Origin of the sequence: Flavobacterium paronense (assembly GCF_030409795.1) — a bacterium.
GTDB lineage: Bacteria > Bacteroidota > Bacteroidia > Flavobacteriales > Flavobacteriaceae > Flavobacterium > Flavobacterium paronense.
On record NZ_JAUFQN010000019.1, the window covers coordinates 1,661,314 to 1,685,473 of the forward strand.

Below are 24,160 nucleotides of genomic sequence, written 5' to 3' on the forward strand. Positions count from 1 at the left end.
AATTTCTGAACACTAATTTCCGAACACTTTTTATTAATCCCAACGATTTTTATTAAACTGATTTCGTTTCCAATACCACATCATTAAAAAACCTGTTAATGCGCCTCCAATGTGGGCAAAGTGAGCAATTCCAGTTCCGCCTGCTCCAAAAAGAGAACTTCCTTTAAATCCTAAAAATAAATCAATTGCAATTATTCCCGGTACAAAATATTTAGCTTTAATCGGAATCGGAATAAACATTATGCCTAATTCAGCTGTTGGAAACATAAAAGCAAATGCTGTAAGCAATCCATATATAGCTCCAGAAGCACCAAGTGAAGTCGATTGGAATGTCTGAACTGCAGATGCTAAAATATTAAACTGATCTTGAGTGCATTTAGCATTGTCCAAAATGGTCTTCACTTTGCTAGCCAGCATTTGTCCCTTCTCGTCAAATATACTTCCATAGTCTGCACTTAAAAGAATATGGATTTCACTTTTCGAAAAATTCAAACTCGAAAGTTGCTCCAAAGCATACTGTATTTGAAAATAATTTACGGCAGTGTGCAAAGCTGCAGCACCTAATCCACATGAAATATAGAAGAAGACGAATTTTTTTGTGCCCCAAAAATGTTCTAAAGCAGAACCAAAAGATACCAAAGCAAACATATTGAAAACAATATGCATCAAATTAGGCATCGGCGCATGCATAAACATACTGGTTAAAGGTTGCCATACTCTGAAATTCGGACTCTCTGGATAATACAAGGAAAACAAAGGATAAGCTTTGGCTACAAATTGTGAACCTATAAAAAATATAATATTGATAATCAGTAACTGCTTAACAGTATCGGTCATTCGCATCATAAGCTAAATTTTTTATCTAAATCTTCGACACTCATTGTGATGAATGTTGGTTTTTGAAATGGTGATACATTTGGTTCTCTGCAGGCAAAAAGATTGTGTACCAAATTTTCTTGTTCTTTTTCGGTTAAATAGGTTCCTGTTTTTACTGCCAAACTTTTGGCCATAGATTTGGCAATGGTATCATTTTGACTAAAGCTGCTGTCCGGAATTCCATCGTGCAAATCACTCAATAACTCTTCCAAAACGATAGCAATTTCACTTTCAGTCACATTGACAGGCAAACCTGAAATTACTACGCTATCTTCGTTGATTGATTCGAAAATAAAACCTGTGTTCTCCAATGAAGATTTTAATTCTGCTAGCAATTCGATTTCCGCAGATGAATAATTCAACTGCAAAGGAAACAACATCTGCTGACTTGATGCCTGATGCACTGTCATACTTGTTAAAAATCCTTCATACAAAACACGTTCGTGTGCCCGCTTCTGATTGATAATAACCATACCCGATTTTATTGGGCTGACGATATATTTTTTTTGAATTTGATAGGTTCGTTTAACTTCCTGCTCTATTTCATTTTCTTCAAATAACGAAGAAGTAACAGCATCATTTTCAAAAGTCATTTCGGCAATCTCTTGTCCGGCTTGCTTTAAACCTACATACAAACTTTCCCAACTTGGTTGCGCTTCCGGCTTTTTATAATTAGAAGAAGAAGAAGAAGAAGAAGTAAATGCTTTGCTAGGCTTTTCTTCCGAAAACGGATTGTACTGTCGGTCGACTTGAATTGTTGGGTATTCGGCTTCTTTATTTTGGTATTGATAAGGTGTGTCTAGATTCGGATCTCTATCAAAATCCAATATCGGAGCTACATTAAATTGCCCCAAACTGTGCTTAATTGACGAACGCAAAATAGCGTACAAAGCATGTTCATCGTCAAATTTAATTTCAGTTTTTGTTGGATGAATATTGATGTCAATAGTGTGTGGCGGTACATCTAAGTATAAAAAATAACTCGGCTGTGCACCAGTTGAAAGCAAACCTTCATAAGCTGCCATAACAGCATGATGTAAATAACCACTTTTAATAAATCGGTTGTTGACAAAAAAGAATTGTTCGCCTCTATTTTTCTTTGAGAACTCAGGTTTTCCGATAAAGCCGTGAAGGTTTACGATTTCGGTTTCTTCTTTTGCCGGAACTAATTTTTCATTGGTTTTACCCGAAAAAATATTTACAATTCGTTGTCTGAAATTCGAAACTGGCAAATTAAACATTTCGCTGCCATTATGATACATCGTAAAATGAATATTGGGATGCGCCATCGCCACACGCTGAAATTCATCAACAATATAACGCTGCTCCACCGTATCCGATTTTAAGAAATTACGTCGCGCCGGAATATTAAAAAACAAATTCTTAACTGAAAACGAAGTGCCTTTTGGCAACACTGAAGGTTCTTGTGAAACAAACTTACTACCTTCGATAATGATGTGCGTTCCCAATTCTTCTTGGTCTTGCTTGGTTTTCATTTCCACATGAGCAATCGCAGCAATAGAGGCTAACGCTTCACCACGAAACCCTTTAGTGTGTAACGAAAATAAATCTTCCGCATGACGAATTTTAGAAGTTGCATGACGCTCAAAACACAAACGCGAATCAGTGATGCTCATTCCTACACCGTTATCTATAACCTGAATTAGTGATTTTCCGGCGTCTTTAACTATCAATTTTATGTTGGTAGCTTTGGCATCAACAGCATTTTCCATTAATTCTTTAACCACAGAAGCTGGCCTTTGCACTACTTCGCCAGCAGCAATTTGGTTGGCAACATGATCGGGAAGTAATTGAATTATGCTCGACATTCTTTAGAGTTCAGTGTTCAGTAATAAGTACTCAGTATTTGGTTTACCGAAGTAAGCAAATTTAAGGAAAAAGTATTGGGATTTGTTGTTAATAATTGTCTAAAAATAAAAAACCTATTCACAATGGAACAGGCTTCAATTTTATATTGAAAAAGGAATATTATGAATTCGAATTCTTTCTCAATTCCGCCATTTTAATCGCAGCAATTGCAGCTTCCGTTCCTTTGTTTCCATGAACGCCACCACTTCTGTCGATGGATTGCTGTTCGTTATTATCTGTTAACAAACAAAAAATTACAGGAACATCGGTTTGTACATTCAAATCTTTGATGCCTTGGGTTACACCTTCGCAAACAAATTCGAAATGCATAGTTTCTCCTTTTATCACGCAGCCAATGGTAATAACTACATCCACTTCTTGCGTTACAATCATTCGCTGTGCGCCATAAACAAGTTCAAAACTTCCAGGAACATTCCAACGAATGATATTTTCTGGTTTGGCACCACAATCTAACAAAGCTGCTTCTGCCCCATTATATAAACCGTTTGTGATATGATCGTTCCATTCTGAAACAACAATCCCAAACCGAAAATCTTTCGCGTTTGGGATTGTATTTTTATCGTAATTGGATAAGTTTTTGTTTGCCGTAGCCATGATTTAAATCTGGATTTGGGATTTGGGATTTGGGATTTAGCAGTAAGTAAAAATCCTTAATCCTAATTCCTGAATCCTAAATCAATTACTGTGCTAAACCAATCAAAGCATCAATACTTTGAGCTTCCGGAGCTGTATCATAATTATCTTTGATATCAGTGAAATACTTTAACGCATCAGCTTTATTTCCTAAAACCAAAGCGGTTTTTCCAGCTTTTAATAAATATCTTGGTCTAGTTAATTCATTTTTGTTAGCATCAGCTGCTTTTACATAATACTCTAAAGCTTCTTTTTGCTTGTTTTGTTGTGCATAAGCATCTCCAATTGCTCCAATGGCAATGGTGCTTAACATAACATCATCCGATTTGAATTTTTCTAAACTTGAAATAGCTTCAGTATATTTTTTTGTATTTAAATAAGAAATTCCTGCATAGTAGTTAGCAATATTTCCAGCATCTGTACCTGAATATTCGTCAGCAATTTTTACTACTCCAAATTTTCCTTCAGAACCTTTCAAAACTAAATTATATAAAGAATCTGATTTTGTTCCGTTAGCATCAACCGCTTTTTGGAAGTTTTGCTGTGCAACAAATAATTCGTTTGCTGCTTCTTCCTGTTTTGGTTCAGCAACAAATTTTTGATATAATAAATAAGAAACTGTAGCTAATGCGACAACAGTAAGAAATCCTAATATATATTTTTGATTTTTAGCTACAAAATCTTCTGCTCTTGAAGCTGATTGATCTAGAGTATCAAATGCTTTTGCTGTTGCACTATCTTTTGCATCAACATTTACATCTTCAATATAGTTATTGTCTAATTTTTCTGCTTTTGGTTTTGGTTCTTTATATCCTCTTTTGTTAAAAGTTGCCATTTATTTTTAATTTAGTGTGCGCAAAAATAAAATTTTTATTCATAAATGAAAGCTATTTTTCTCGATATTTTTGAATAATTTGCACCACCTAAGTTTAGAGCATTAATTTTAAACAAAAACTAAATTGTTTTTAAAGCGAATTTCATTACTCAATTACAAAAATTTTTCAGAAATCGAATTCGAATTGGATTCCAAAATCAATTGTTTCGTTGGGAAAAATGGCATTGGAAAAACAAATATCCTTGACGCTATTTACCATTTGGCAAACGGTAAAAGTTATTTCAACCCCTTGGCAATACAAAACATCAAACACGGTGAGGAATTTTTTGTTGTTGATGGCGAATTTGAAAAAAACGAACGAACCGAACAGATTTTATGCAGTTTAAAAAAAGGACAAAAGAAAATCTTAAAACGAAACGGTAAAATTTACGAGAAATTCTCAGATCATATTGGCTTTATTCCGTTGGTTATTATTTCGCCTGCCGACAGTGATTTGATTATTGAAGGTAGTGAAACCAGAAGAAAATTTATTGATACCGTAATTTCGCAGTTAGATAGCTCCTATTTACAACAGTTGATTCAGTATCAAAAAATCATCAGCCAGCGCAATGCATTGTTGAAATATTTTGCACTGAATCATGTTTTTGAAACCGATACTTTGTCTATATATAATGAGCAACTCAATACTATTGGACAATCTATTTTTGAAAAACGAAAAAAGTTTCTGGTAGATTTTATTCCGATTTTTAACAATTACCATCGCGAAATTACCAACTCTGCCGAAACCGTTCAATTGGTTTATCAAAGTGATTTGTTTGAAAAAGACACATTGACTTTATTGGAAGAAAACATCAGCAAAGACAGAGCTTTACACTATACTTCCGTTGGCGTTCACAAAGACGATTTATCTTTTGAAATTGATAATTATCCGATTAAAAAATTTGGTTCTCAAGGCCAACAAAAGTCATTTCTTATTGCCTTAAAATTGGCACAATTTGATTTTGTCAAAAAACAAAGCGGCGAAAAACCGATTTTACTATTTGACGATATCTTTGATAAGCTTGATGAGTTTCGCGTTAGCAAAATAATTGAAATGGTTAACAACGAAGAATTTGGTCAGTTATTTATTTCAGATACGCATCCGGAACGGACAGAAAACATTGTAAAAACAACACATCAGACTTATAAAATTTTTAACCTTTAATATTGCTCAAATTTGTAATTTAGCATCAAAATTTTAAACTATGAAATCAAAATTCATATCCTTATTACTGAGTTTTCTATTTATAAGTTGTCACGGACAACCATCTAAAGCTGTTCATACCATTGACGCAAAATCTTTTGCTGAAAAGCTGAAAACCAATGAAAATCCACAATTAGTTGATGTTAGAACTCCAGCAGAATATAGCGTTGAACACATAGGCGATGCAAAAAATGTAAATTGGAATGGAGAAGATTTTGTTGCCAAAGCTGCTACTTTTGACAAATCAAAACCAATTTTTGTGTATTGCAAAGTTGGTGGAAGAAGCTCACAAGCCGCAGCTAAATTAGCTGAATTGGGTTTCAAAGAAATCTACAATCTTGATGGAGGCATCATGAAATGGAATTTAGAAAACAACGCTAATGCTAAGCCAAGTGATAAAATCATAGGAATGTGTGACCAGGAATATGGCGAATTGATAAAGTCAAACGATAAAGTAATGATTGATTTCAATGCCAAATGGTGTGCGCCTTGTCAAAAAATGAAACCTTATATTTTGAAGCTTGAAACCGAAATGGCAGCCAAAGTAAAAATTGTTTCGCTCGATGCTGATGAAAATAAAACTATTGTTGAACAATTAAAACTAGACGGTTTGCCAACGATTATTGTTTACGAAAAAGGAAAAGAAGTTTGGCGAAACGTAGGTTATATTTCAGAAGAAGATTTAATAAAACATTTGTAATATGATTACCAAAGAAGCGTTACAATTTCTCGAAGATTTAATTGCCAACAACAATACTGAATGGATGCATGCCAACAAGAAAAGGTATGAAAACTACAAGAAAGATTATCACAATTATATTGCATCCATTTTGGCAGCCTTAAAGCCTTTAGACAAATCTTTGGAACCGTTGGAAGTTAAAAACTGTACGTTTAGAATCAATCGCGATATTCGTTTTTCAAAAGACAAATCGCCCTATAAAACCAATATGGGAGTTTGGTTTACCCAAAATAAATTTTCTAAAAACAGTCCAGGTTATTACATTCATTTTGAAAAAGGAAAATCCTTTATAGCAGGCGGAGTTTGGTGTCCAGAACCAAATGAATTAAAACGCATCCGAAAAGAAATTGCTTTTTTTTATGACGATTTGGAAGCTATTGTTAGCGATAAAAAATTCAAAACCGAATTTGGAGCGCTTACTCGAGATGAAAATAATACGCTAAAAAAAGCACCAAAAGATTTTGAGCCAAATCATCCCGCAATTGAATTTTTAAAATTAAAAAGTTTTACAGCTGCTGAAAAAATTGATGACACCTTATTTTCAGATCCAAATTTCAGCAAAATTGTATCTGAAAAGTTAATTATTTTAAAACCAATGAATGACTTTTTAAAGCGTGCCTTAGAAACCGAAGAATAAATTTCAATTACAATAAAATCTAAAAACTATCTTTGTCACTTCTGGGTTATAAACTTAGAATCATACTATGTCAAAAAAGAGAATTTTATTTCTTGGGGAAACCTATCGTGCTGATGCTATTACTTGGATTAACGGTCTAAAAGAATTTGGCGACTTTGAAATTGTCACTTGGGAACTTCAAACTAGCAGTAACGGCATCAACAGAATTAAAAGACTTTTTGAATTAACCAAAGCAATTTTGACTATAAAAAGTATTGTCAAAAAATTTAATCCTGACATGGTTATTGCAGAACGAACAACTAGTTACGGGTATTTAGCAGCCATTTCGGGCGTAAAACCTACAGCAATTGCACAACAAGGCATTACTGATTTATGGCCACAAAATTCTCCTCTTTATATTTTTAAAAAACTACTTCAGGATTATGCCTTCAAAAAAGCGGATTTGATTCATGCCTGGGGAAATGTTATGGAAAACCACATGAGAGAAAGTAATGTAACTATGTCAAAAGTGCTGGTTTTACCAAAAGGAATAAACTTAGACTTTTTCGAGTTTAATGATGCCTCAAGCAGTACAATGATTAATGCTATAGTAACCCGTGCTCTCGAACCTGAATATAGACATGATTTGATTTTAAAAGCATTTTCACTTATTAAACAGCGTAATATTCCGTTCACACTAACCTTCATTGGTGATGGAACAGAATTGAAAAACTTAACCGATTTGGTAAAAGAAATGAACATAGAACGCGAAGTTGAATTTTTGGGAAGAATTGACAATACTACTATTCCAAAATACCTGCAACAAGCTAATTTTTATATAAGTATGCCCATAACCGAAGGAGTTTCTGCATCCCTTTTTGAAGCAATGGCGTGTGGATGTTTTCCTATTGTAAGTGATTTACCCGGCAATAGAAGTTGGATAACACAAAAAGTAAACGGAATACTTGTAACTTCAGAAAATCACATTAAATTAGCCGAAGAATTACAGTGGGCATTTAACAATAACGATTTTACAAAAAAAGCGATAGCTGAAAATCGTAAGCTTGTCGAAGAGAATGCAGACTACAAAACGAATATGAAAAAAATTGCTTGTACTTATCATGATTTAATGAACACTAAATCAACTACCACTTAAATCTATGTGCGGGATTAATGGAATTTTCCATTTAAACTATAAACAAGTTGACCAAAATCAACTTATAAAAATGCGTGACATTCTGGAGCATCGCGGTCCAGATGACAAAGGTATTTATATAAATAACAACATTGGTTTCGGCCATAGACGTTTGTCTATTATTGATACTTCATCAGCCGGACATCAACCCTTTTTTTCAGATGACGGAAGGTATATTATTGTGTTTAATGGTGAAATTTATAATTATCAATCCTTTTATCCTGAATTAAAAAGCAAAGGAATCCTACTAAAATCGGGTTCCGACACCGAAGTTTTACTAAAGCTTTATGAAGTGTATGGCATGGAAATGTTGCACAAACTTAACGGAATGTTTGCTTTTGCCATTTGGGACACTCAAGAAAAAAAGTTGACCCTTTGTCGCGATAGAATGGGTGTAAAACCTTTGTATTACTGTATCTATCAAAACACTTTATATTTTGCCTCTGAGCAAAAAGCCCTTTTTACCGCTGGTGTTCCGTTGGAAGTTTCTGAAAATGGCATGGAAGAGTATTTCTTTAATCGATTTGTGGCTGGTGAGAATACTTTGTTTGCTCACATCAAAAAAGTTTTGCCAGGACATTACATAACTATTGATGAACAAGGAAAAAGCAACATTACAAGATGGTGGAATTTGAAAGAAAAAATTCAGAATCACACCCAAATTCTGAATCCAAAAAAATGGTTTGAAGAAACTTTTTTTGAATCGGTTCGACTAAGAATGGTGAGCGATGTTGCCGTTGGTGTTTTGCTTAGTGGTGGATTAGATTCTTGTTCGATACTATCCTCATTGCATGAACAAAAATTTGAAAAAATTGAAACGTTCAATATCAGTTTTTCCGAAGAAGAACACAATGAATATCATTTGGCAAAAAAAATAACTGAGGAATATGGGTATACTTTCAATCATACCAAATTGGAGAATGAAAGTTTATATCAAAACCTGATTGAAACCGCCTATTTTCAAGATGAACCCATAATGCATCTCAATGAACCACATTTATTAGCCATTGCTAAATTGGCAAAACCAAAAGTAAAAGTGTTGCTTTCTGGTGAAGGTGCCGATGAATTAATGGGTGGTTATGTTCGGTACAAAGCACTGAAAAGTCCATCGCTGTTAAAAGTGATTTCGCAACTTACTTCATTCGAAACTTTTAATAAGAAACCACGATACGATAAATTATTACGCTATTCAAAAATCAATAATAATTCTGATTTAGTAATATTTAATGGTTGTAATGTTTATCCTGATGATATTAATTTATTTTATGGAAATAAAGAAAAACCTGCCAATGAATATCGTTATCAAATTTTAAAAGAAGCACAAGAATTATATCCAAAAAATCTACAGCGACAAGCATTATATTTTGACCAACACACTTATATGTGTTCGTTATTGGATAGAAATGATCGTTGCACTATGGGAACTTCTATTGAATGTAGGGAACCATTTTTAGACCAACGATTAATCGCCGGTTTAGGAACATTAGATGACAAATGGATGTTTACCGGTAAAAAAGGAAAGTTCATTCTAAAAACAACAATGGAAGACAAACTTCCAAAAGAAATTGTTGATTTCAGAAAAATTGGACTTAGCGCGCCTTGGGGAAGTTATTTATTGCGTTTCCCAAAATTTATAGACGAATTAGACCATTTTGCCAAAAGCCCTATTTTCGAAATTCCCTTTTTAGAAAACATTGATGCTACTAAATTAGTTGCCGAAGTCAGAAAAGGAAACACCAAAATTCTACCTTATTTCATGCCAATATTCATGCTACACAAATGGCAAAAAAACTACTATAACAAGTTTGTTTAAAAGTTCCTTTGTCTTACTTTTGTGAGCATGACTATCCAAAATAACTTCTCTTTAAAAAAATACAACACTTTTGGCATCGAAGCCAAAGCAAAACAGTTTGTAGCTGTAAATTCCATCGATGATTTAAAAACCGTTTTACAGGAACACCAATCGAAACCAAAGTTCATACTTGGTGGTGGAAGTAATATGCTATTGACAAAAGACATTCAGGCTCTTGTGATTCATATTGATTTGAAAGGAAAAAAAGTCTTGAAGGAAGATGATGATTTTGTTTGGGTTGAAAGCATGGCTGGAGAAAACTGGCACGAATTTGTACTTTGGACGATTGACCAAAACTTTGGCGGATTAGAAAACATGTCGCTTATTCCGGGAAATGTTGGCACAACTCCAGTCCAAAATATTGGTGCATATGGCACAGAAATAAAAGACACTTTTGTTTCCTGTGATGCTATGAATATTGTGACTCAGGAAATGAAAACGTTCACTAAAGATGAGTGTCATTTTGGGTATCGGGAAAGCATTTTTAAGCATGAAGCGAAAGATCAGTTTATCATTACATCCGTAATTTTTAGACTGACCAAACACAATCACAAAATCAATATTTCTTACGGAGATATTACTAAGGAATTAGAGAAACAAAACGTAATTACTCCTACTCTTAAGGATGTTTCCAATGCGGTGATAGCGATTAGACAAAGTAAATTACCCGACCCAAAAGAATTGGGCAATAGCGGAAGTTTTTTCAAAAACCCGATTATCTCAAAAGAGCAATACGAAAAAGCACACGCCTTACATCCCGAAATGCCGTATTATGTAATTTCAGACACCGAAGTCAAAGTTCCGGCTGGTTGGTTAATAGAAAGAGCAGGTTTCAAAGGAAAACGTTTTGGCGATGCCGGAATCCATAAAAATCAGGCTTTGGTTTTAGTAAATTATGGCAATGCAACTGGGCAAGAAATATTAGCGGTTTCTAAAGATATTCAAGCTACGGTTTTAAAGGAATTTGGAATAGCGATTGAAGCTGAAGTTAATGTGATTTAATTTATCAAAATGTATATTCCAGAGCTATATAAAAACGAAAAACAAGAAGACATCCAAAACTTCATTCATCAAAATGGTTTTGGGATTTTGATAAACCAAACTAACGGAAAGCTATGGGCAACACATATTCCGCTTCTTTTGGAAGAAAAAGATGGAAAACAATTTTTAGTCGGACATGTTTCCAAAGAAAATCCACAAGCTGACAGTTTTAAAACCAATGATGCAGTTTTAGCTGTTTTTTCTGGCGCACATTCCTATATTTCCTCTTCTTGGTACGACCACGAAAATGTACCAACATGGAATTACCTGGCGGTTCATGTCTATGGAAAAGTACAACTACATTCGTTGGAAGAAAGCATTCAAGCTTTGAAAAGATTGGTAGATAAATACGAAGCCAAATCTGAAAAACCGGTTCGTGTAGAAGATTTATCAAAGAAAACCATGCTTCAGGCTCGTGGAATTGTTTCTTTCGAAATTGAAATCACAGCTATCGAAGCCAAGAAAAAGTTGTCACAAAACCGAGATGACAAAAACTACCAAAATATCATTTCAAAACTGGAAAACTCTAATGATTATCAATCTATTGAAGTAGCTAAGGAAATGAAAATGAATCGAAAATAATCAGAGCAAAAAATCACAACTCATAACACATAAATCATAATTGATTTTGTACATTTGCAGTCCTTTTTAAAAGTCGAAAAAGCACTATGTTATTATCATTATTCTGTTTATTTATTGTCATTGTTCTCGTTCAATTCCTTTACTATGTTGTAGTTTTTGGTAAATTCTCCTTTGCTAAACCACAATCCGGAACACCTAAAAGAATTCCGATTTCAGTTATTGTTTGTGCAAAAAACGAGGAAGAAAATGTTAGAAATTTAATTGCGTTGCTTGTCGAACAAAATTATCCACAATTTGAAATTGTATTGATTGACGATGCTTCAAGCGATAATACATTAGAAATTTTTGAAGAATTTGAAAAACTTCATTCCAACATCAAATTGGTTAAAGTAGAAAATAATGAAGCTTTTTGGGGAAACAAAAAATATGCGCTGACCTTAGGAATTAAAGCTGCAAAACACGAATATCTTTTATTTACCGATGCTGATTGTGTGCCATCATCTAAAGATTGGATTGCCAATATGAGTTCTCAATTTTCAGTAGAGAAAACAATCGTTTTAGGCTATGGTGCGTATAACAAAATTGGAGGTTCATTCCTAAATAAAATCATCCGATTTGAAACGTTACTAACAGGAACACAATATTTTTCTTGGGCAAAATTGGGCAAACCTTATATGGGTGTTGGTCGAAATTTAGCCTACAAACGCGAAGAGTTTTTTAAAGTGCGCGGCTTTATGGATCATATGAAAATACGTTCTGGAGACGATGATTTATTCATTAATCAAGCAGCTGAAAAAAAAAATACAACTATTTGTTATTTGCCGGATAGTTTCACTTATTCCAAACCAAAAACTTCATTTAAAGATTGGTTTACCCAAAAACGCCGTCATGTGTCTACAGCCAAACATTATAAAATATTTGACCAAAACCAATTGGGGATATTCTATGTCTCGCAATTACTATTTCTTATATTACCAATCATTTTATTAGCCTTTCAATTTCAATGGATTGCGGTGCTAAGCATCATTGGTTTCCGCTATATTTTTGCATGGATCACAATGGGTTTTGCAGCCGGAAAGCTTAAAGAGAAAGACGTAATGTATTGGTTTCCAATCATTGAAATCGTATTGATTCTTACACAATTAAACATTTTTGTTACTAATACTTTCTCAAAACCAGTACATTGGAGATAAATCCATACATAGAAAAAGCTAAAAAAGGCGACCAAGTTGCCTTTACCTATTTACTTGACCATTACTGGAATGAAGTATATGGCTTTATGCTAAAACGTACCGAAAACGAAACCGATGCTGAAGATATTGCCATAGAAACTTTTTCAAAAGCTTTTGATAAAATTGCCACTTATAATCCCGAATTTCAGTTCAACACTTGGTTGATTGCCATTGCCAAAAATGTACATATCGATATGCTTCGCAAAAAAAAATCTACAGTTTTTGTTGAAATTACAGATGAAGAAGACCAGCTGGCCTATAATATAGCCGATACTACGCCATCCGTTGAAGATGCTTTGATAACCGAACAAAACTTATCTAGATTACTGCAATTTATCAAAGAATTAAAACCTCATTATCAAGAAGTAATACAGCTTCGTTATTTTCAAGAAATGAGTTACCAAGAAATTTCAGAACAACTCAACGAACCTTTGAGCAATGTTAAAATAAAATTACTTCGTGCCAAAAAATTACTGGCAGAAATTATTGAAAACAAGCAATAATCTTTTTTGCCTGACAATTCATTTTCTACTCTGTAAAAAACTATTTAACAAGTCACACAATATTTTGCTGTACTTCTGCGTTATATAATAAATTCACTCGCTTATGTAACATAGATACTTAACCTTAAAATCATTTAATTATGTCAAACGTTAGTATCTATGAAAAAAACTGGATTGATCTGGTTTTTGAAGACAAAAACAAAGCTTATGGTGCCTACCAATTGCGTCAGGAAAATCAAAAAACTACTTTATTTGCATTGCTTGGCGGAGTACTATTCGTTCTCGCTGCTATTGGTTTGTGGCTATTTTTCTCTTCATTTATCAGTGATTCCATTGTAAAACCTATTGGAGAGACAGGCACAGTCATAACTTTATCTGACTTTCATCCTCCAAAAACTGAGACTGCCAAACCGAAAAAGGTTCAGACGCATACTCAAAGTCCTGCTGAACCAACAAATAATCTAAACTTCTTAGTAGCATCTAATCCACTTGTAACAGACAACGTTCAGACGAACAACAATCTGCCAACAAATCAAAATACGATACCTGGTACTGGCGGTGGAATTGACACACCGACAATTGGCGATAGTGCTCCAACAACAGCTACTATTCCAGTGGTGGATAATAACCCTAAAATAACTAGCGAACTGGACAGACTTCCAGAATTTCCGGGTGGAATAAAAAAGTTCTATGATTATGTAGGCTACAATTTTGAAAAACCAAATGTTGATGAAAATGTAAGTTCAATGAATGTTATTATGTCTTTTGTAATCGAAAAAGATGGCTCTATGACTGATATTAAAGCCTTGAGAAGTTCTGATAAATCAATTGAAAGGGAAGCAATCCGTGTATTGAAATCGCTAAAAATAAAATGGTCTCCAGGTTTTAAGGACGGAGAAAAAGTAAGAGTCCTTTATACACTTCCAATAAAAGTTGCTCTTTAGAAAAATTAGTTAGTTGTTTTTTGCTTTTTGCCCTTGAACCTGACTTGGATTAAAATACTTGTCAGGTTTATTATTTTTTAATAACTAGTGTAAAACTTTTAGAAACTAAAGGTTTTATTTTTGACTAAATATTGGTAATATTGTAGTCTATGAAGATTACATTAATTACCTTTTTTTTATCGATATTATTCTACTTTTCCAATCCAAAAACTGGCGGTAATTTTGTGAATTTATATCATAAAAATCCTGGGGATAGTTTGCATATAAGTTCACCATTTCCAATAAAAATGGGAAACGTGTCAGAGGAATACGTTGCTGAAAAAACACATTATATAGATTCATTTTATAATAAAAACATTAATTCTCCTTTTTACAGCGGTGGATTTATTGTAGTCAAAAATGGTCGAGTACTTTATGAAGATTATAAAGGATATGCGAATGCCCGAACTGGCGAAAAAATTACTGCTTCTACACCTATTCATTTGGCATCCGTTAGTAAAGTTTTGACTTGTATGGCTGTTTTGAGATTAGTTCAGCAAGATAATATTATGTTAGACCAAAAAGTAACTGATTGGCTTCCAAAATTTCCATATAAAGAAACAACTATTAGAACGCTTCTCAATCATAGAAGTGGTTTGCAACATTATGCGAACTTTCCAGGATTGATGAAGAAGAGATGGAACAAAAAGAAAATCCTTTCCAATCAGGATATTTTGGATTTGTTAGTCCAAAATAAATTCAGATTAAAAACTCCGAATGATACACATTTTGATTATTGCAATACAAATTATGTAATCTTGGCTTTAATTATTGAAAAAGCAACAGGTTTAAATTATCGTAAAGCAATGCAGGAATTAGTTTTTAAGCCATTAGGAATGACTAATACTTTTGTTTTCAATTACGAAACCGATAGAGAAACTGCTTCAAAATCGTATAGAGGAAACACTATTTTTCCTTGGGATCAATTTGATGCTTTGTATGGTGATAAAAATATTTATTCGACACCAAGAGATTTAGTAAAGTTTGATATGGGAACATATTCTCCTAATTTCATAAACTCTGAACTTTTGCAGGAAGCTTATTTTGGCTATAGTGCTGGTCATGTGGCAAAACCGATTAAAGATTATGGCTTGGGAATGCGTATGCGATTTTTACCACCAAACAATGAAAAAATGATATACCACAACGGTTGGTGGCACGGCAACAATACTTCATTTGTTCCTGTTAAAAAAGACACTGTAACTGTAATATGTTTGGGAAATAAATATTCAAACAGGCCTTATTCAACTCTGAGTATGGTAAGTAGCCTTTTTTATAAGAAGAAAACCGAAATAGAAAAGCCACTTCCGTTTGAAACCGAATGCCAAGAATAATTATTCCTTTATAAGATAAATTCCGTCGTCTTTAATTTCGATAAGTTTGTCTTTGTAAAGTGAACCGATGGCTTTCTTAAATGTCTTTTTACTCATCTTCAATACTGTTTTTATATCTTCCGGATGGCTGTTGTCATTCAATCGCAAAAAACCTCTGCTTGCTCTTAGTTCGTCCAGAATTTTCTCCGCATTAGGTTCAATATTTTGATACCCTATTTTTTGCAGCGAAACATCAATTTTATTATCAGGTCGAATGGTTTTTATATAACCTGTCATTCTATCACCTGTTCGGATATCGTCATATACTTGATCTTTGTATAGTAATCCTTTATGGATTTCATTGATGATAACGTTTATTCCTAATTCGGTAATATGTGAAATAATTAAGTCTACTTCATCGCCTTCAGCAACAGTTAAATTTTCATTATTCAAAAACTGGTTGGTTTTGCTTGAAGCTACAATTCGATTTGTTTTTTCATCCATGTAAGCAAAGACTAAATAACGCTTTCCTTTTTCCATTGGTCTTGCTTGTTCTTTGAATGGAACCAATATATCTTTCTCTAAACCCCAATCTAAAAAAGCACCAATATTATTAACATAATTTACGCGAAGTAATCCAAATTCATCCAACAAAATATAAGGCTCTAATGTCGTAGCAACAGGTCTTTCTTCATGGTCAAGATAAAGAAAAACAATTAGCTCATCGCCTATTGCATATTCTTTAGGAACATATTTTACTGGTAATAAAACGTCGTCTTTTCCATCGGTTAAAAAAAGTCCGACTTTGGTTTCTCGTGCTATTTTGAGTGTATTATAATGTCCTATTTTCATCTTGAAAGCTTATAATTTTGTTCGGCAAAGATAAGGAAATTAGAAGCTTGAAATTGCATTTTAAAATGTGTAGTTTTGCGAATGTAACAAAACCTATGCTTTCTATACTAACTCGACTATGAGTGACAACTTGGAACAAATATTTGTAAAACAATTAAAGGACAATCAGAACATTATCCACAAGATATGTAGGTTATATACCAATAATGAAGATGCACATAAGGATTTGTTTCAGGAAGTAACTATTCAGCTTTGGAAAGCATTCCCTAAATTTAGAGGCGAATCTAAATTCTCAACTTGGGCCTATCGTGTGGCGCTAAACACTGCCATTACACTTTATAGAAAAAGTACACGTGCCGTTGCAACTACTCCTTACGAAGCACAAAAGCATTTCTTATCACAAGAAGATTACAACTTTGAAGAAGAAGAGCAAATTAAATTGATGTATCAAGCGGTACAGCAGTTAAATGATATTGAAAAAGCTCTTGTATTTCTGTATTTAGAAGATAAAGATTATACTGAAATATCAGAGACACTTGGAATTAGCGAAGTAAATGCTCGAGTAAAAATGAACAGAATTAAAGGTAAATTAAAAAAAATATTAAATCCCTAAGGATTATGGAAGAGTTGGATTTATTAAAAAAAGCTTGGCAAAAAGACAGCCATTCTTACGAGCAAATTTCGGAAGTCGAAATTTATAAAATGCTGCACAAAAAATCATCCTCTATTGTAAAATGGATTTTGATTATCAGTATTATTGAAGTTCTGTCTTGGACACTAATTAGTGTGGTTTGGAATACAGATGATTATATTAGAAAAATGCATGCCGAGAGTACAATTGTGTATTTTAAGATATTGAATTTTATTAATTACATAGTGATTCTTTGGTTCATCTATCATTTTTATAAAAACTATATCAAAATTTCAACCACTGCATCGGCCAAACAATTAATGCACGACATTTTGAAGACACGTAAAGTAGTACAATACTATGTGTATTATAATCTTGCAATGGCAGTAGTAAGCCTTACTGCAGGCTTTGTTATTCAGTTCCTTTTTAATCCAAAAATGGAATTGCTAAAAAACAAAATTGCTCATGAAGATAATTATCATACATTATGCATCACATTAGGTGTTATCCTTTTAACCTTTGTTATTATTGTTGGCTTGTTTTGGTTGTTCTACCGATTATTATATGGTATCTTACTACGAAAACTCAATACCAATTATAAAGAATTAAAGAAAATAGATTTGTAAATAAAAAAAATCCCGTTTTATGACGGGATTTCTTTTTTATCAACATTCCATTTCCTAAGATTATTTAAACGCTCTTGTTCTTCAATTTCTTCAGCTGGAATTACTTTTAAAAACGAAGGATGTTGCTCGATAGCAAATTCTACTTTTTCTACAATCTGCTCAATTGTTTCATTTTCGTAATCAATAACCAATGGCTCTTTGATAATGAAGGATTGCAGTATATTTTTCTTTTTCAGACGTAACCCTTTTTTGTCAAATGAACGTCGGAAACCATCAATGACGATAGGAACTACTATTGGTTTATATTGTTTGATAATATGTGCTGTTCCTTTACGAACTGGTTTAAACGACTTTGTAGTTCCTTGTGGAAACGTAATTACCCAACCATCTTCGAGTGCAATTCTGATGTTTTCAGTATCGTTTGGATTTACTTCGCGTTTTTCGGTTACATCTTTTCCTCCGGCACGCCATGTACGTTCTACTGAAATAGAACCTACATAAGACAAAATTCTTGGTAATAAGCCAGATTTCATAGTTTCACTAGCAGCAACATAATAGATATTCATTTTGGGCTGCCACAAATAACCTACGTTTTTTATATTGTCATGTCTTCCGGAAAGACTGGCATTAAAAACATGAAACATAGCAACTACGTCGGCAAAATAAGTCTGATGGTTTGAAATAAACAATACGTTTTTATCCGGTAAAGAGGCAATAATTTCGGAACCTTCGATATGCAATTCGTTAAAACCTCTGTATCTTCTGTGAGTTATGACACCAAAAATACGGATTAACCATTTTTTGATAAAAAGTATATGACCAAAAGGATTTCTTTTTAATAAACCCATAATTTAATTTTATTAGCAAAGCAAATCTACAAAAACTAAAACTTTATAAAACCAATTTTAGTGTTTCTTTTAATTCACTCAACATCATGGCTGTTGCTCCCCAAATGAAGTGCTCTTCAACCTGAAAACCTGGAACTTCAATACTGCCAGCATAAGAAGTATTCATAATATTGGTAACAATAATTTTATCATCCAAAAAATCTTTTAGTGGTAATTCAACCATTCCTGCCACTTCATCATACTGTAATTCGAATACTAATTCATCATGGCTGTAGCCAAAAAAAGGATAAACCATATAATTACTCGGTGGAATATAAACTTCGGTAAAAGGTCGAATTACATTAATAGTATTGGGATGGACTCCTATTTCTTCGTGGGTTTCTCTTATGGCAGTTTGTTTTAAATCAATATCTCCAGGTTCAACTTTTCCACCAGGAAATGCTATTTGAGAGGAATGCACACCATTATAAGAAGTTCGAAGAATTAATGCCAAATGAGTTTGGCTATTTTTTGGATAAAAAAGCATCATGACTGCTGCTTTCTTTGGAATTATTTTAGTGAAATCGGTATTGTTTATTAATTCTTCTCTGTTAGGCGGAACCATTTTTTTGTGAGCTTTCATCGCTGGAAGCTCAACATTTAGTACTTTTGGCGCATATTTTAAAAACTCGTCGAAATACATCTTGATCAGTTTAGGAATATAAAGTTACCTTAAAATATCAAAGCACTCAAACTTTTATCATACTAAAATGTATAGCAAAGAAGAAGCATTACTCATAAAAAAAGAATTTTGGACCGCTTTTGCTGAGGCTTACCCTAGAAAATGGCTACTGTATGACACCAAAATAAAGGATGTTACTTTTAAGTTTTACATCGATAATAAAAAAGCGCAAGTGCTATTAGATATTGAAAGCAAAGACGAAGAAAAGCGCAAAATTTATTTTGAAAAAATAGAGTCGTTAAAAACAATTTTACTCGAAGATTATCTTCCTGAAGCTATTTTAGAACGCAATTTCTATCTCGAAAGCGGTAAAATTATTAGCCGAATTTGGATAGAAAAATCAGGAGTAAGCTTGAACAATAAAAATAATTGGGAAGCCATTTTTGATTTTTTCAACGAGACAATGACGCAGTTCGAATATTTTTATTTTGAACATGAAGATTATATCAAAGATTTAGAAATCAATACTTAACGTAAGATTACATCTTTAATCACTTCTTTACCAAGTTCTTCATTAATCATTTTGATAATCTTCTGCTTACCATAACTCAATTCTTCACGCAATACTGCCGAAGTTAATGAAACATAAAGTGTTGTTCCCTTTAAAACAACTTCTTTAGTGTAACTATTAACACCATTTCCCATAAGCGATTTCCATGCAGTTGCAACGTCGATTTTGTCCATGCCAGACTGGAGTTTATTTTTTTCAATAAACTGTTTCAAAACGTCTCCGATAGAACCTTCGTTGCTAATTCGTCTTGCCATTATTTAAATGAAAATGGTTTAAATTTTTTATAAGTGTATTCTAAATTTTCTTTATTTTTCAAAACTAAAGTTGAATCTTGAATAGTTATAATTTCTTCTTTCCAATTACCAAATTTTGTATTGTATTCGATAAAGAAAGCATTATCCTTAACTACCACTTTGATGCCTTCTTTAATACCATTGGTTCGAAATTTTCCGTCGAACTGTGGCATTACTTTTTGGCGAAAGCCTTGATTATCTTTTAACTCAAAATAATCGATAGTTTCATTTATTTTATACTCTTTCGTTTTCCCAGTTGAGAATTTCACTTGTTTGATTTCCCAGTAACCATTAAGTTTTTTGATGTCTTCATTTTTTACATTAGAATGACACGAAATCAGTAGCAATACAAAAAGAAACAAACCTATTTTTTTCATGGATTAAAATCGAATTGATGAATGACAAATTTAATTTTAAAATTTACAAAGTCACAGGAAATATAAATTAATATTTTGCACATTAAACTATTTTATATCTTTAAAGTCGAAAGTCAAAATTCTTCAAAATGAAAAAAATAATACTACTTCCATTTATTTTACTTTTCCTTTTTAGTTGCAGTTCTGACTCAGGTTCAGATTCAGGTTCATTAGCTGCTGTAACAACAACTTCAATTAGCGAAACAACTTCAATATCGGCTACAAGCGGTGGAACCATCACTTCAGATGGAGGATCAGCAATTACACTGCGTGGTGTTTGCTGGAGCATCAATCACAATCCAACAATTGCTGACAGTAAAACAACAGACGGAACAGGTTTGGGAACGTTTACATCTAATATTACCGGACTTACAGCAAACACCATTTATTATATACGAGCATATGCCACAAATAGTGCTGGGACTGCTTACGGGAATGAAGTTACCACTACCACAGATGAGACCATGTATTTTCCTCCTAATGACGGAAGTGCCACTTGGACAACAAAATCTATTGCAGATTTAGGTTGGAATCAAAGTGCCGTACAACCTCTATTGGATTATTTAGAATTAAAACATTCCAAATCTTTTATCATTTTAATTAACGGAAGAATTGTTATGGAGAATTATTTCAATGGACATACTGCTACAACTCCATGGTATTGGGCAAGTGCAGGAAAAACATTAACATCAACCATGACCGGAATTGCACAGCAGGAAGGATTGCTGAACATAAATGACAAAGTATCTGACTATTTAGGAACAGGATGGACAAGCGCACCATTAGCTAAAGAAAACCTAATTACCTGCAAAAATTTATTGTCAATGAGTTCTGGATTGAATGATGCTTTAGGAGATGATGTATCGCCTGCAAATCTTCAGTATGTTGCCGATGCCGGAACGCGATGGGCATATCACAATGTATATGTAAAATTACAAGATGTTATTGCTAATGCTTCAGGGCAAACTTGGACAAATTATTTTAATACGAAATTAAGGGATAAACTGGGAATGACAGGAACTTGGAATCCAAATGGTGGTTTAAGTGTTTATTATAGTAATACCCGAAGTATGGCTCGATTTGGATTAATGGCATTGAACAAAGGAAAATGGAATGGGACACAAATTATTGACGAAACCTATATTAATCAGGCAACAACTACTTCACAAAATATTAATCTTGCTTATGGTTATTTATGGTGGCTAAACGGAAAAGCAAGTTATCATTTACCACAAAGTCAGTTACAACTTAACGGAAGCATTATTCCTAGCGGACCAAACGATATGTTTATGGCATTAGGTAAAAATGATCAGAAAATCTATGTGATTCCAAGTAAAAAGATGGTAGTCATCAGAATGGGTGATGCTGCAGATACGGTAAACTTAGCTTTATCTGATTTTGACGCAACGCTATGGACAAAAATTAGTGCATTGTATCAGTAAACTTACTTCCTAAATCTGATTACAGCATAAACAAATAATACAAAAGCAAACAGTCGCAACCCAAGGAAAATACTTGGTAATGGTTTTTCTATAAAATAACTCAATGCCACAATTCCGATACTAATGGCTATTAATTTTAATGAGGATGATTCCTTAAAAAATCTCAAAATCTTATTATTAATTATTGTTTTTTGAACATCTTTCCTTTTAGGAGAACTAGAATCTTGAGGATTATTAGTTTCTGATTTAGATTGGGTATTTTTTTCAGCTTCCTTATCAGCTTCATTTTTTTTAGTAAATCCGAATTTTAAATCATATTCTTTTCTACTATCAATATTTGAAAGAATTTCATAAGCTTCTAATATTTCTTTAAATTTTTCTTCAAAAAAAACATCTCCTTTATGTTTATCTGGATGAAGTTTTGAAGATTGAAATTTGTAAGCCTTTTTGATTTCTTCTAAAGATGCCAAGTAATCAATTCCTAATATCTGATAATAATTTTTCATATTTATTTAAAAAACGAATCTACGAATTCAAATTTATTAAAAACTTGTAAATCTTCAATACCTTCACCTACTCCAATATATTTTACTGGTATTTGAAACTGGTCTGAAATTCCAATAACAACTCCTCCTTTTGCAGTTCCGTCCAATTTTGTAACTGTTAGACACGAAACTTCTGTAGCTGCTGTAAATTGAGTTGCTTGTTCAAAAGCATTTTGTCCTGTTGAACCATCCAAAACTAATAACACATCGTGTGGTGCGTCTTCTACCACTTTTTGCATTACACGTTTTACTTTGGTTAACTCATTCATCAAATTTACTTTATTGTGCAAACGACCTGCGGTATCAATAATAACAACATCGGCATTTTGGGTAACCGCACTTTGTAACGTATCAAAAGCTACCGAAGCAGGATCACTTCCCATTTGCTGTTTTACAATCGGCACACCCACTCTATCAGCCCAAATTTGCAATTGGTCAATAGCAGCAGCACGAAACGTATCGGCAGCACCAAGAACAACTTTGTAACCCGCTTTTTTGAATTGATAGGCTAACTTTCCAATGGTTGTAGTTTTTCCAACACCATTAACGCCAACGACCATGATTACATATGGTTTTTTATTGGATGGAACTGTAAATTCCGTTTCTTCACCAGATTTAGTTTCCGATAAAAGCCCGGCTATTTCTTCACGGAGAATTTGGTTGAGTTCGTCTGTTCCCATATACTTATCATTAGAAACACGCTTTTCAATTCGCTTAATGATTTTTAGTGTAGTAGCAACGCCGACATCTGAAGAAACTAAAATTTCCTCAAGATTGTCCAGAACTTCATCATCAACTTTTGATTTTCCGGCAACAGCTTTGGTTAGTTTGGAAAAGAAAGTGGTTTTAGTTTGTTCTAAACCTTTATCTAGGGTTTCTTTCTTTTCGGAGGAAAATATTCTTTTAAAAAAACTCATTTTTGTTTATTGAAAGTACAGAAATTATGGCGTAAATATAAAAATAAAAAAGCTACTTCCGAGTGAAAGTAGCTTTGATATATAATTTTATTGGAATTATTTCTTTGCTAAGAAACTATCCACTTCTTCTGGTGTCATAATGCTTTCAACAAAAGTATAAGCTCCTGTTTTTGGAGATTTTACCATTTTGATTGCTTTTGATAATCTTTTAGAAGCTGTTTGCAGGGTTGCTACGGTTTTCTTTGCCATGATTTATTTCTTTAAAATCCTTTTTTTGAGGATATTATTTAATTTCTTTATGAACAGTCATTCTCTTCAAGATTGGATTAAATTTTTTAATCTCTAACCTATCCGGAGTATTTTTTTTGTTTTTGTTTGTAATGTAACGAGACGTTCCCGGAAGACCTGTTCCTTTGTGCTCTGTACACTCTAAAATAACTTGTATTCTATTACCTTTCTTTGCCATCTTACTTTATTTTTATTGGATATGGAATTATTTAATAAATCCTTCAACTTTTGCTTTTTTCAAAACAGCCGCCAATCCATTTTTATTGATTGTTTTAATTGTAGACGCAGCTACTCTTAGAGTAATCCATCTGTCTTCTTCAGCAAGATAGAAACGTTTTTTAACTAAGTTAACAGAAAATTTTCTCTTAGTTTTGTTCATAGCGTGAGAAACATTATTTCCTACCATCGCTCTTTTACCTGTAAGGTCACAAACTCTTGACATTATACTTATCTTTTATCGTTATTCAATTCGAGGGTGCAAACTTAAGAAAAATATATTGTAGTAGCAAAAATATTATTGCAGATTTTTTCCTTTTT

The 24,160-nt window shown here is 33.2% G+C and carries 29 protein-coding genes; 15 read left to right on the forward strand and 14 right to left on the reverse strand.

Going from position 1 to position 24,160, the window contains the following annotated elements:
- Nucleotides 1–33: 33 nt before the first annotated feature.
- From QWY90_RS08675 to QWY90_RS08690, 4 genes are all read right to left on the reverse strand, one after another.
- Entirely contained in the window at nt 34–846 is an 813-nt protein-coding gene (locus QWY90_RS08675) for a rhomboid family intramembrane serine protease (protein WP_290285485.1), read from the reverse strand.
- The gene (gene mutL, locus QWY90_RS08680; protein ID WP_290285486.1) at nt 843–2,705 is read right to left on the reverse strand and encodes a DNA mismatch repair endonuclease MutL; all 1,863 of its coding nucleotides are present in this window, start codon (nt 2,703–2,705) and stop codon (nt 843–845) included. The genes QWY90_RS08675 and mutL overlap by 4 nt, the downstream gene beginning before the upstream one ends.
- 160 nt (nt 2,706–2,865) lie before the next feature.
- Nucleotides 2,866–3,360 (reverse strand): 6,7-dimethyl-8-ribityllumazine synthase, encoded by a 495-nt coding sequence (gene ribH / locus QWY90_RS08685; RefSeq protein ID WP_290285487.1) that lies wholly within the window; start codon nt 3,358–3,360, stop codon nt 2,866–2,868.
- Nucleotides 3,361–3,445: 85 nt separating this feature from the next.
- A complete protein-coding gene (locus tag QWY90_RS08690) occupies nt 3,446–4,234 on the reverse strand; it encodes a tetratricopeptide repeat protein (protein ID WP_290285488.1) in 789 nt (262 codons plus the stop codon).
- Between the two features lie 124 nt (nt 4,235–4,358).
- Between QWY90_RS08690 and recF the strand changes: the two genes are divergently transcribed.
- The 11 genes from recF to QWY90_RS08745 all read left to right on the forward strand — a co-directional run bounded on the left by recF (nt 4,359) and on the right by QWY90_RS08745 (nt 15,554).
- On the forward strand, nt 4,359–5,438 hold the full coding sequence (gene recF, locus QWY90_RS08695; protein WP_290285489.1) for a DNA replication/repair protein RecF: 1,080 nt from the start codon (nt 4,359–4,361) through the stop codon (nt 5,436–5,438).
- A 40-nt stretch (nt 5,439–5,478) separates the two neighbouring features.
- The gene (locus QWY90_RS08700; RefSeq protein ID WP_290285490.1) at nt 5,479–6,177 is read left to right on the forward strand and encodes a thioredoxin domain-containing protein; all 699 of its coding nucleotides are present in this window, start codon (nt 5,479–5,481) and stop codon (nt 6,175–6,177) included.
- A gap of 1 nt (nt 6,178) precedes the next feature.
- Complete coding sequence (locus QWY90_RS08705) at nt 6,179–6,853, forward strand: DUF2461 domain-containing protein (RefSeq protein ID WP_290285491.1); 675 nt, start codon at nt 6,179–6,181, stop codon at nt 6,851–6,853.
- 67 nt (nt 6,854–6,920) lie between these two features.
- Nucleotides 6,921–7,988 (forward strand): glycosyltransferase, encoded by a 1,068-nt coding sequence (locus tag QWY90_RS08710; protein WP_290285492.1) that lies wholly within the window; start codon nt 6,921–6,923, stop codon nt 7,986–7,988.
- Between the two features lie 4 nt (nt 7,989–7,992).
- Nucleotides 7,993–9,840 (forward strand): asparagine synthase (glutamine-hydrolyzing), encoded by a 1,848-nt coding sequence (asnB, locus tag QWY90_RS08715; RefSeq protein ID WP_290285494.1) that lies wholly within the window; start codon nt 7,993–7,995, stop codon nt 9,838–9,840.
- Nucleotides 9,841–9,867: 27 nt separating this feature from the next.
- Nucleotides 9,868–10,881: a UDP-N-acetylmuramate dehydrogenase gene (gene murB, locus QWY90_RS08720; RefSeq protein WP_290285495.1), complete on the forward strand. Its 1,014-nt coding sequence runs from the start codon at nt 9,868–9,870 to the stop codon at nt 10,879–10,881.
- A 9-nt stretch (nt 10,882–10,890) separates the two neighbouring features.
- Nucleotides 10,891–11,502 (forward strand): FMN-binding negative transcriptional regulator, encoded by a 612-nt coding sequence (locus QWY90_RS08725; RefSeq protein ID WP_290285496.1) that lies wholly within the window; start codon nt 10,891–10,893, stop codon nt 11,500–11,502.
- Nucleotides 11,503–11,588: 86 nt separating this feature from the next.
- Nucleotides 11,589–12,695, forward strand: a complete 1,107-nt coding sequence (locus QWY90_RS08730; protein ID WP_290285497.1) for a glycosyltransferase — start codon at nt 11,589–11,591, stop codon at nt 12,693–12,695.
- Nucleotides 12,686–13,237, forward strand: a complete 552-nt coding sequence (locus QWY90_RS08735) for an RNA polymerase sigma factor (protein WP_290285498.1) — start codon at nt 12,686–12,688, stop codon at nt 13,235–13,237. The genes QWY90_RS08730 and QWY90_RS08735 overlap by 10 nt, the downstream gene beginning before the upstream one ends.
- Before the next feature lie 140 nt (nt 13,238–13,377).
- Nucleotides 13,378–14,181, forward strand: a complete 804-nt coding sequence (locus QWY90_RS08740) for an energy transducer TonB (RefSeq protein ID WP_290285499.1) — start codon at nt 13,378–13,380, stop codon at nt 14,179–14,181.
- 149 nt (nt 14,182–14,330) lie between these two features.
- Complete coding sequence (locus QWY90_RS08745; RefSeq protein WP_290285500.1) at nt 14,331–15,554, forward strand: serine hydrolase domain-containing protein; 1,224 nt, start codon at nt 14,331–14,333, stop codon at nt 15,552–15,554.
- Here QWY90_RS08745 and QWY90_RS08750 read toward each other — a convergent pair whose 3' ends face one another.
- Nucleotides 15,555–16,385, reverse strand: a complete 831-nt coding sequence (locus tag QWY90_RS08750) for a CvfB family protein (RefSeq protein WP_290285501.1) — start codon at nt 16,383–16,385, stop codon at nt 15,555–15,557.
- A 118-nt stretch (nt 16,386–16,503) separates the two neighbouring features.
- Here QWY90_RS08750 and QWY90_RS08755 point away from each other — a divergent pair, with 118 nt between their 5' ends.
- Entirely contained in the window at nt 16,504–16,998 is a 495-nt protein-coding gene (locus QWY90_RS08755) for an RNA polymerase sigma factor (protein WP_290285502.1), read from the forward strand.
- 5 nt (nt 16,999–17,003) lie between these two features.
- Nucleotides 17,004–17,642: a DUF8845 family protein gene (locus tag QWY90_RS08760; RefSeq protein WP_290285503.1), complete on the forward strand. Its 639-nt coding sequence runs from the start codon at nt 17,004–17,006 to the stop codon at nt 17,640–17,642.
- 17 nt (nt 17,643–17,659) lie between these two features.
- On the opposite strand, the gene QWY90_RS08765 is transcribed toward QWY90_RS08760, so the two are convergent.
- Together QWY90_RS08765 and QWY90_RS08770 are read right to left on the reverse strand one after the other, a co-directional pair.
- Nucleotides 17,660–18,490 carry a lysophospholipid acyltransferase family protein gene (locus tag QWY90_RS08765; protein ID WP_290285504.1) on the reverse strand — a complete coding sequence of 277 codons (831 nt, stop codon included), beginning with the start codon at nt 18,488–18,490 and terminating at the stop codon, nt 17,660–17,662.
- A 43-nt stretch (nt 18,491–18,533) separates the two neighbouring features.
- On the reverse strand, nt 18,534–19,172 hold the full coding sequence (locus tag QWY90_RS08770; RefSeq protein ID WP_290285505.1) for an NUDIX hydrolase: 639 nt from the start codon (nt 19,170–19,172) through the stop codon (nt 18,534–18,536).
- A gap of 67 nt (nt 19,173–19,239) precedes the next feature.
- Here QWY90_RS08770 and QWY90_RS08775 point away from each other — a divergent pair, with 67 nt between their 5' ends.
- On the forward strand, nt 19,240–19,683 hold the full coding sequence (locus QWY90_RS08775; RefSeq protein WP_290285506.1) for a DUF4268 domain-containing protein: 444 nt from the start codon (nt 19,240–19,242) through the stop codon (nt 19,681–19,683).
- Here the strand turns inward: QWY90_RS08775 and QWY90_RS08780 are convergent.
- The gene (locus tag QWY90_RS08780) at nt 19,680–19,976 is read right to left on the reverse strand and encodes a DciA family protein (RefSeq protein WP_290285507.1); all 297 of its coding nucleotides are present in this window, start codon (nt 19,974–19,976) and stop codon (nt 19,680–19,682) included. The two genes, QWY90_RS08775 and QWY90_RS08780, sit on opposite strands and share 4 nt — an antisense overlap.
- On the reverse strand, nt 19,976–20,392 hold the full coding sequence (locus QWY90_RS08785) for a lipocalin family protein (protein ID WP_290285508.1): 417 nt from the start codon (nt 20,390–20,392) through the stop codon (nt 19,976–19,978). Before QWY90_RS08785 ends, QWY90_RS08780 begins: the two co-directional genes overlap by 1 nt.
- A 431-nt stretch (nt 20,393–20,823) precedes the next feature.
- Here QWY90_RS08785 and QWY90_RS08790 point away from each other — a divergent pair, with 431 nt between their 5' ends.
- Nucleotides 20,824–21,873: a serine hydrolase domain-containing protein gene (locus tag QWY90_RS08790; RefSeq protein ID WP_290286955.1), complete on the forward strand. Its 1,050-nt coding sequence runs from the start codon at nt 20,824–20,826 to the stop codon at nt 21,871–21,873.
- Nucleotides 21,874–21,875: 2 nt separating this feature from the next.
- Here QWY90_RS08790 and QWY90_RS08795 read toward each other — a convergent pair whose 3' ends face one another.
- The 5 genes from QWY90_RS08795 to rpmB all read right to left on the reverse strand — a co-directional run bounded on the left by QWY90_RS08795 (nt 21,876) and on the right by rpmB (nt 24,065).
- The gene (locus tag QWY90_RS08795; RefSeq protein WP_290285509.1) at nt 21,876–22,379 is read right to left on the reverse strand and encodes a J domain-containing protein; all 504 of its coding nucleotides are present in this window, start codon (nt 22,377–22,379) and stop codon (nt 21,876–21,878) included.
- A gap of 2 nt (nt 22,380–22,381) precedes the next feature.
- Complete coding sequence (gene ftsY, locus QWY90_RS08800; protein ID WP_290285510.1) at nt 22,382–23,335, reverse strand: signal recognition particle-docking protein FtsY; 954 nt, start codon at nt 23,333–23,335, stop codon at nt 22,382–22,384.
- Between the two features lie 96 nt (nt 23,336–23,431).
- Entirely contained in the window at nt 23,432–23,584 is a 153-nt protein-coding gene (locus QWY90_RS08805) for a DUF4295 domain-containing protein (protein ID WP_136152050.1), read from the reverse strand.
- A 34-nt stretch (nt 23,585–23,618) separates the two neighbouring features.
- Entirely contained in the window at nt 23,619–23,801 is a 183-nt protein-coding gene (rpmG, locus tag QWY90_RS08810) for a 50S ribosomal protein L33 (RefSeq protein WP_035126304.1), read from the reverse strand.
- Nucleotides 23,802–23,828: 27 nt separating this feature from the next.
- The gene (gene rpmB, locus QWY90_RS08815; protein WP_121313180.1) at nt 23,829–24,065 is read right to left on the reverse strand and encodes a 50S ribosomal protein L28; all 237 of its coding nucleotides are present in this window, start codon (nt 24,063–24,065) and stop codon (nt 23,829–23,831) included.
- Nucleotides 24,066–24,160: the final 95 nt, after the last annotated feature.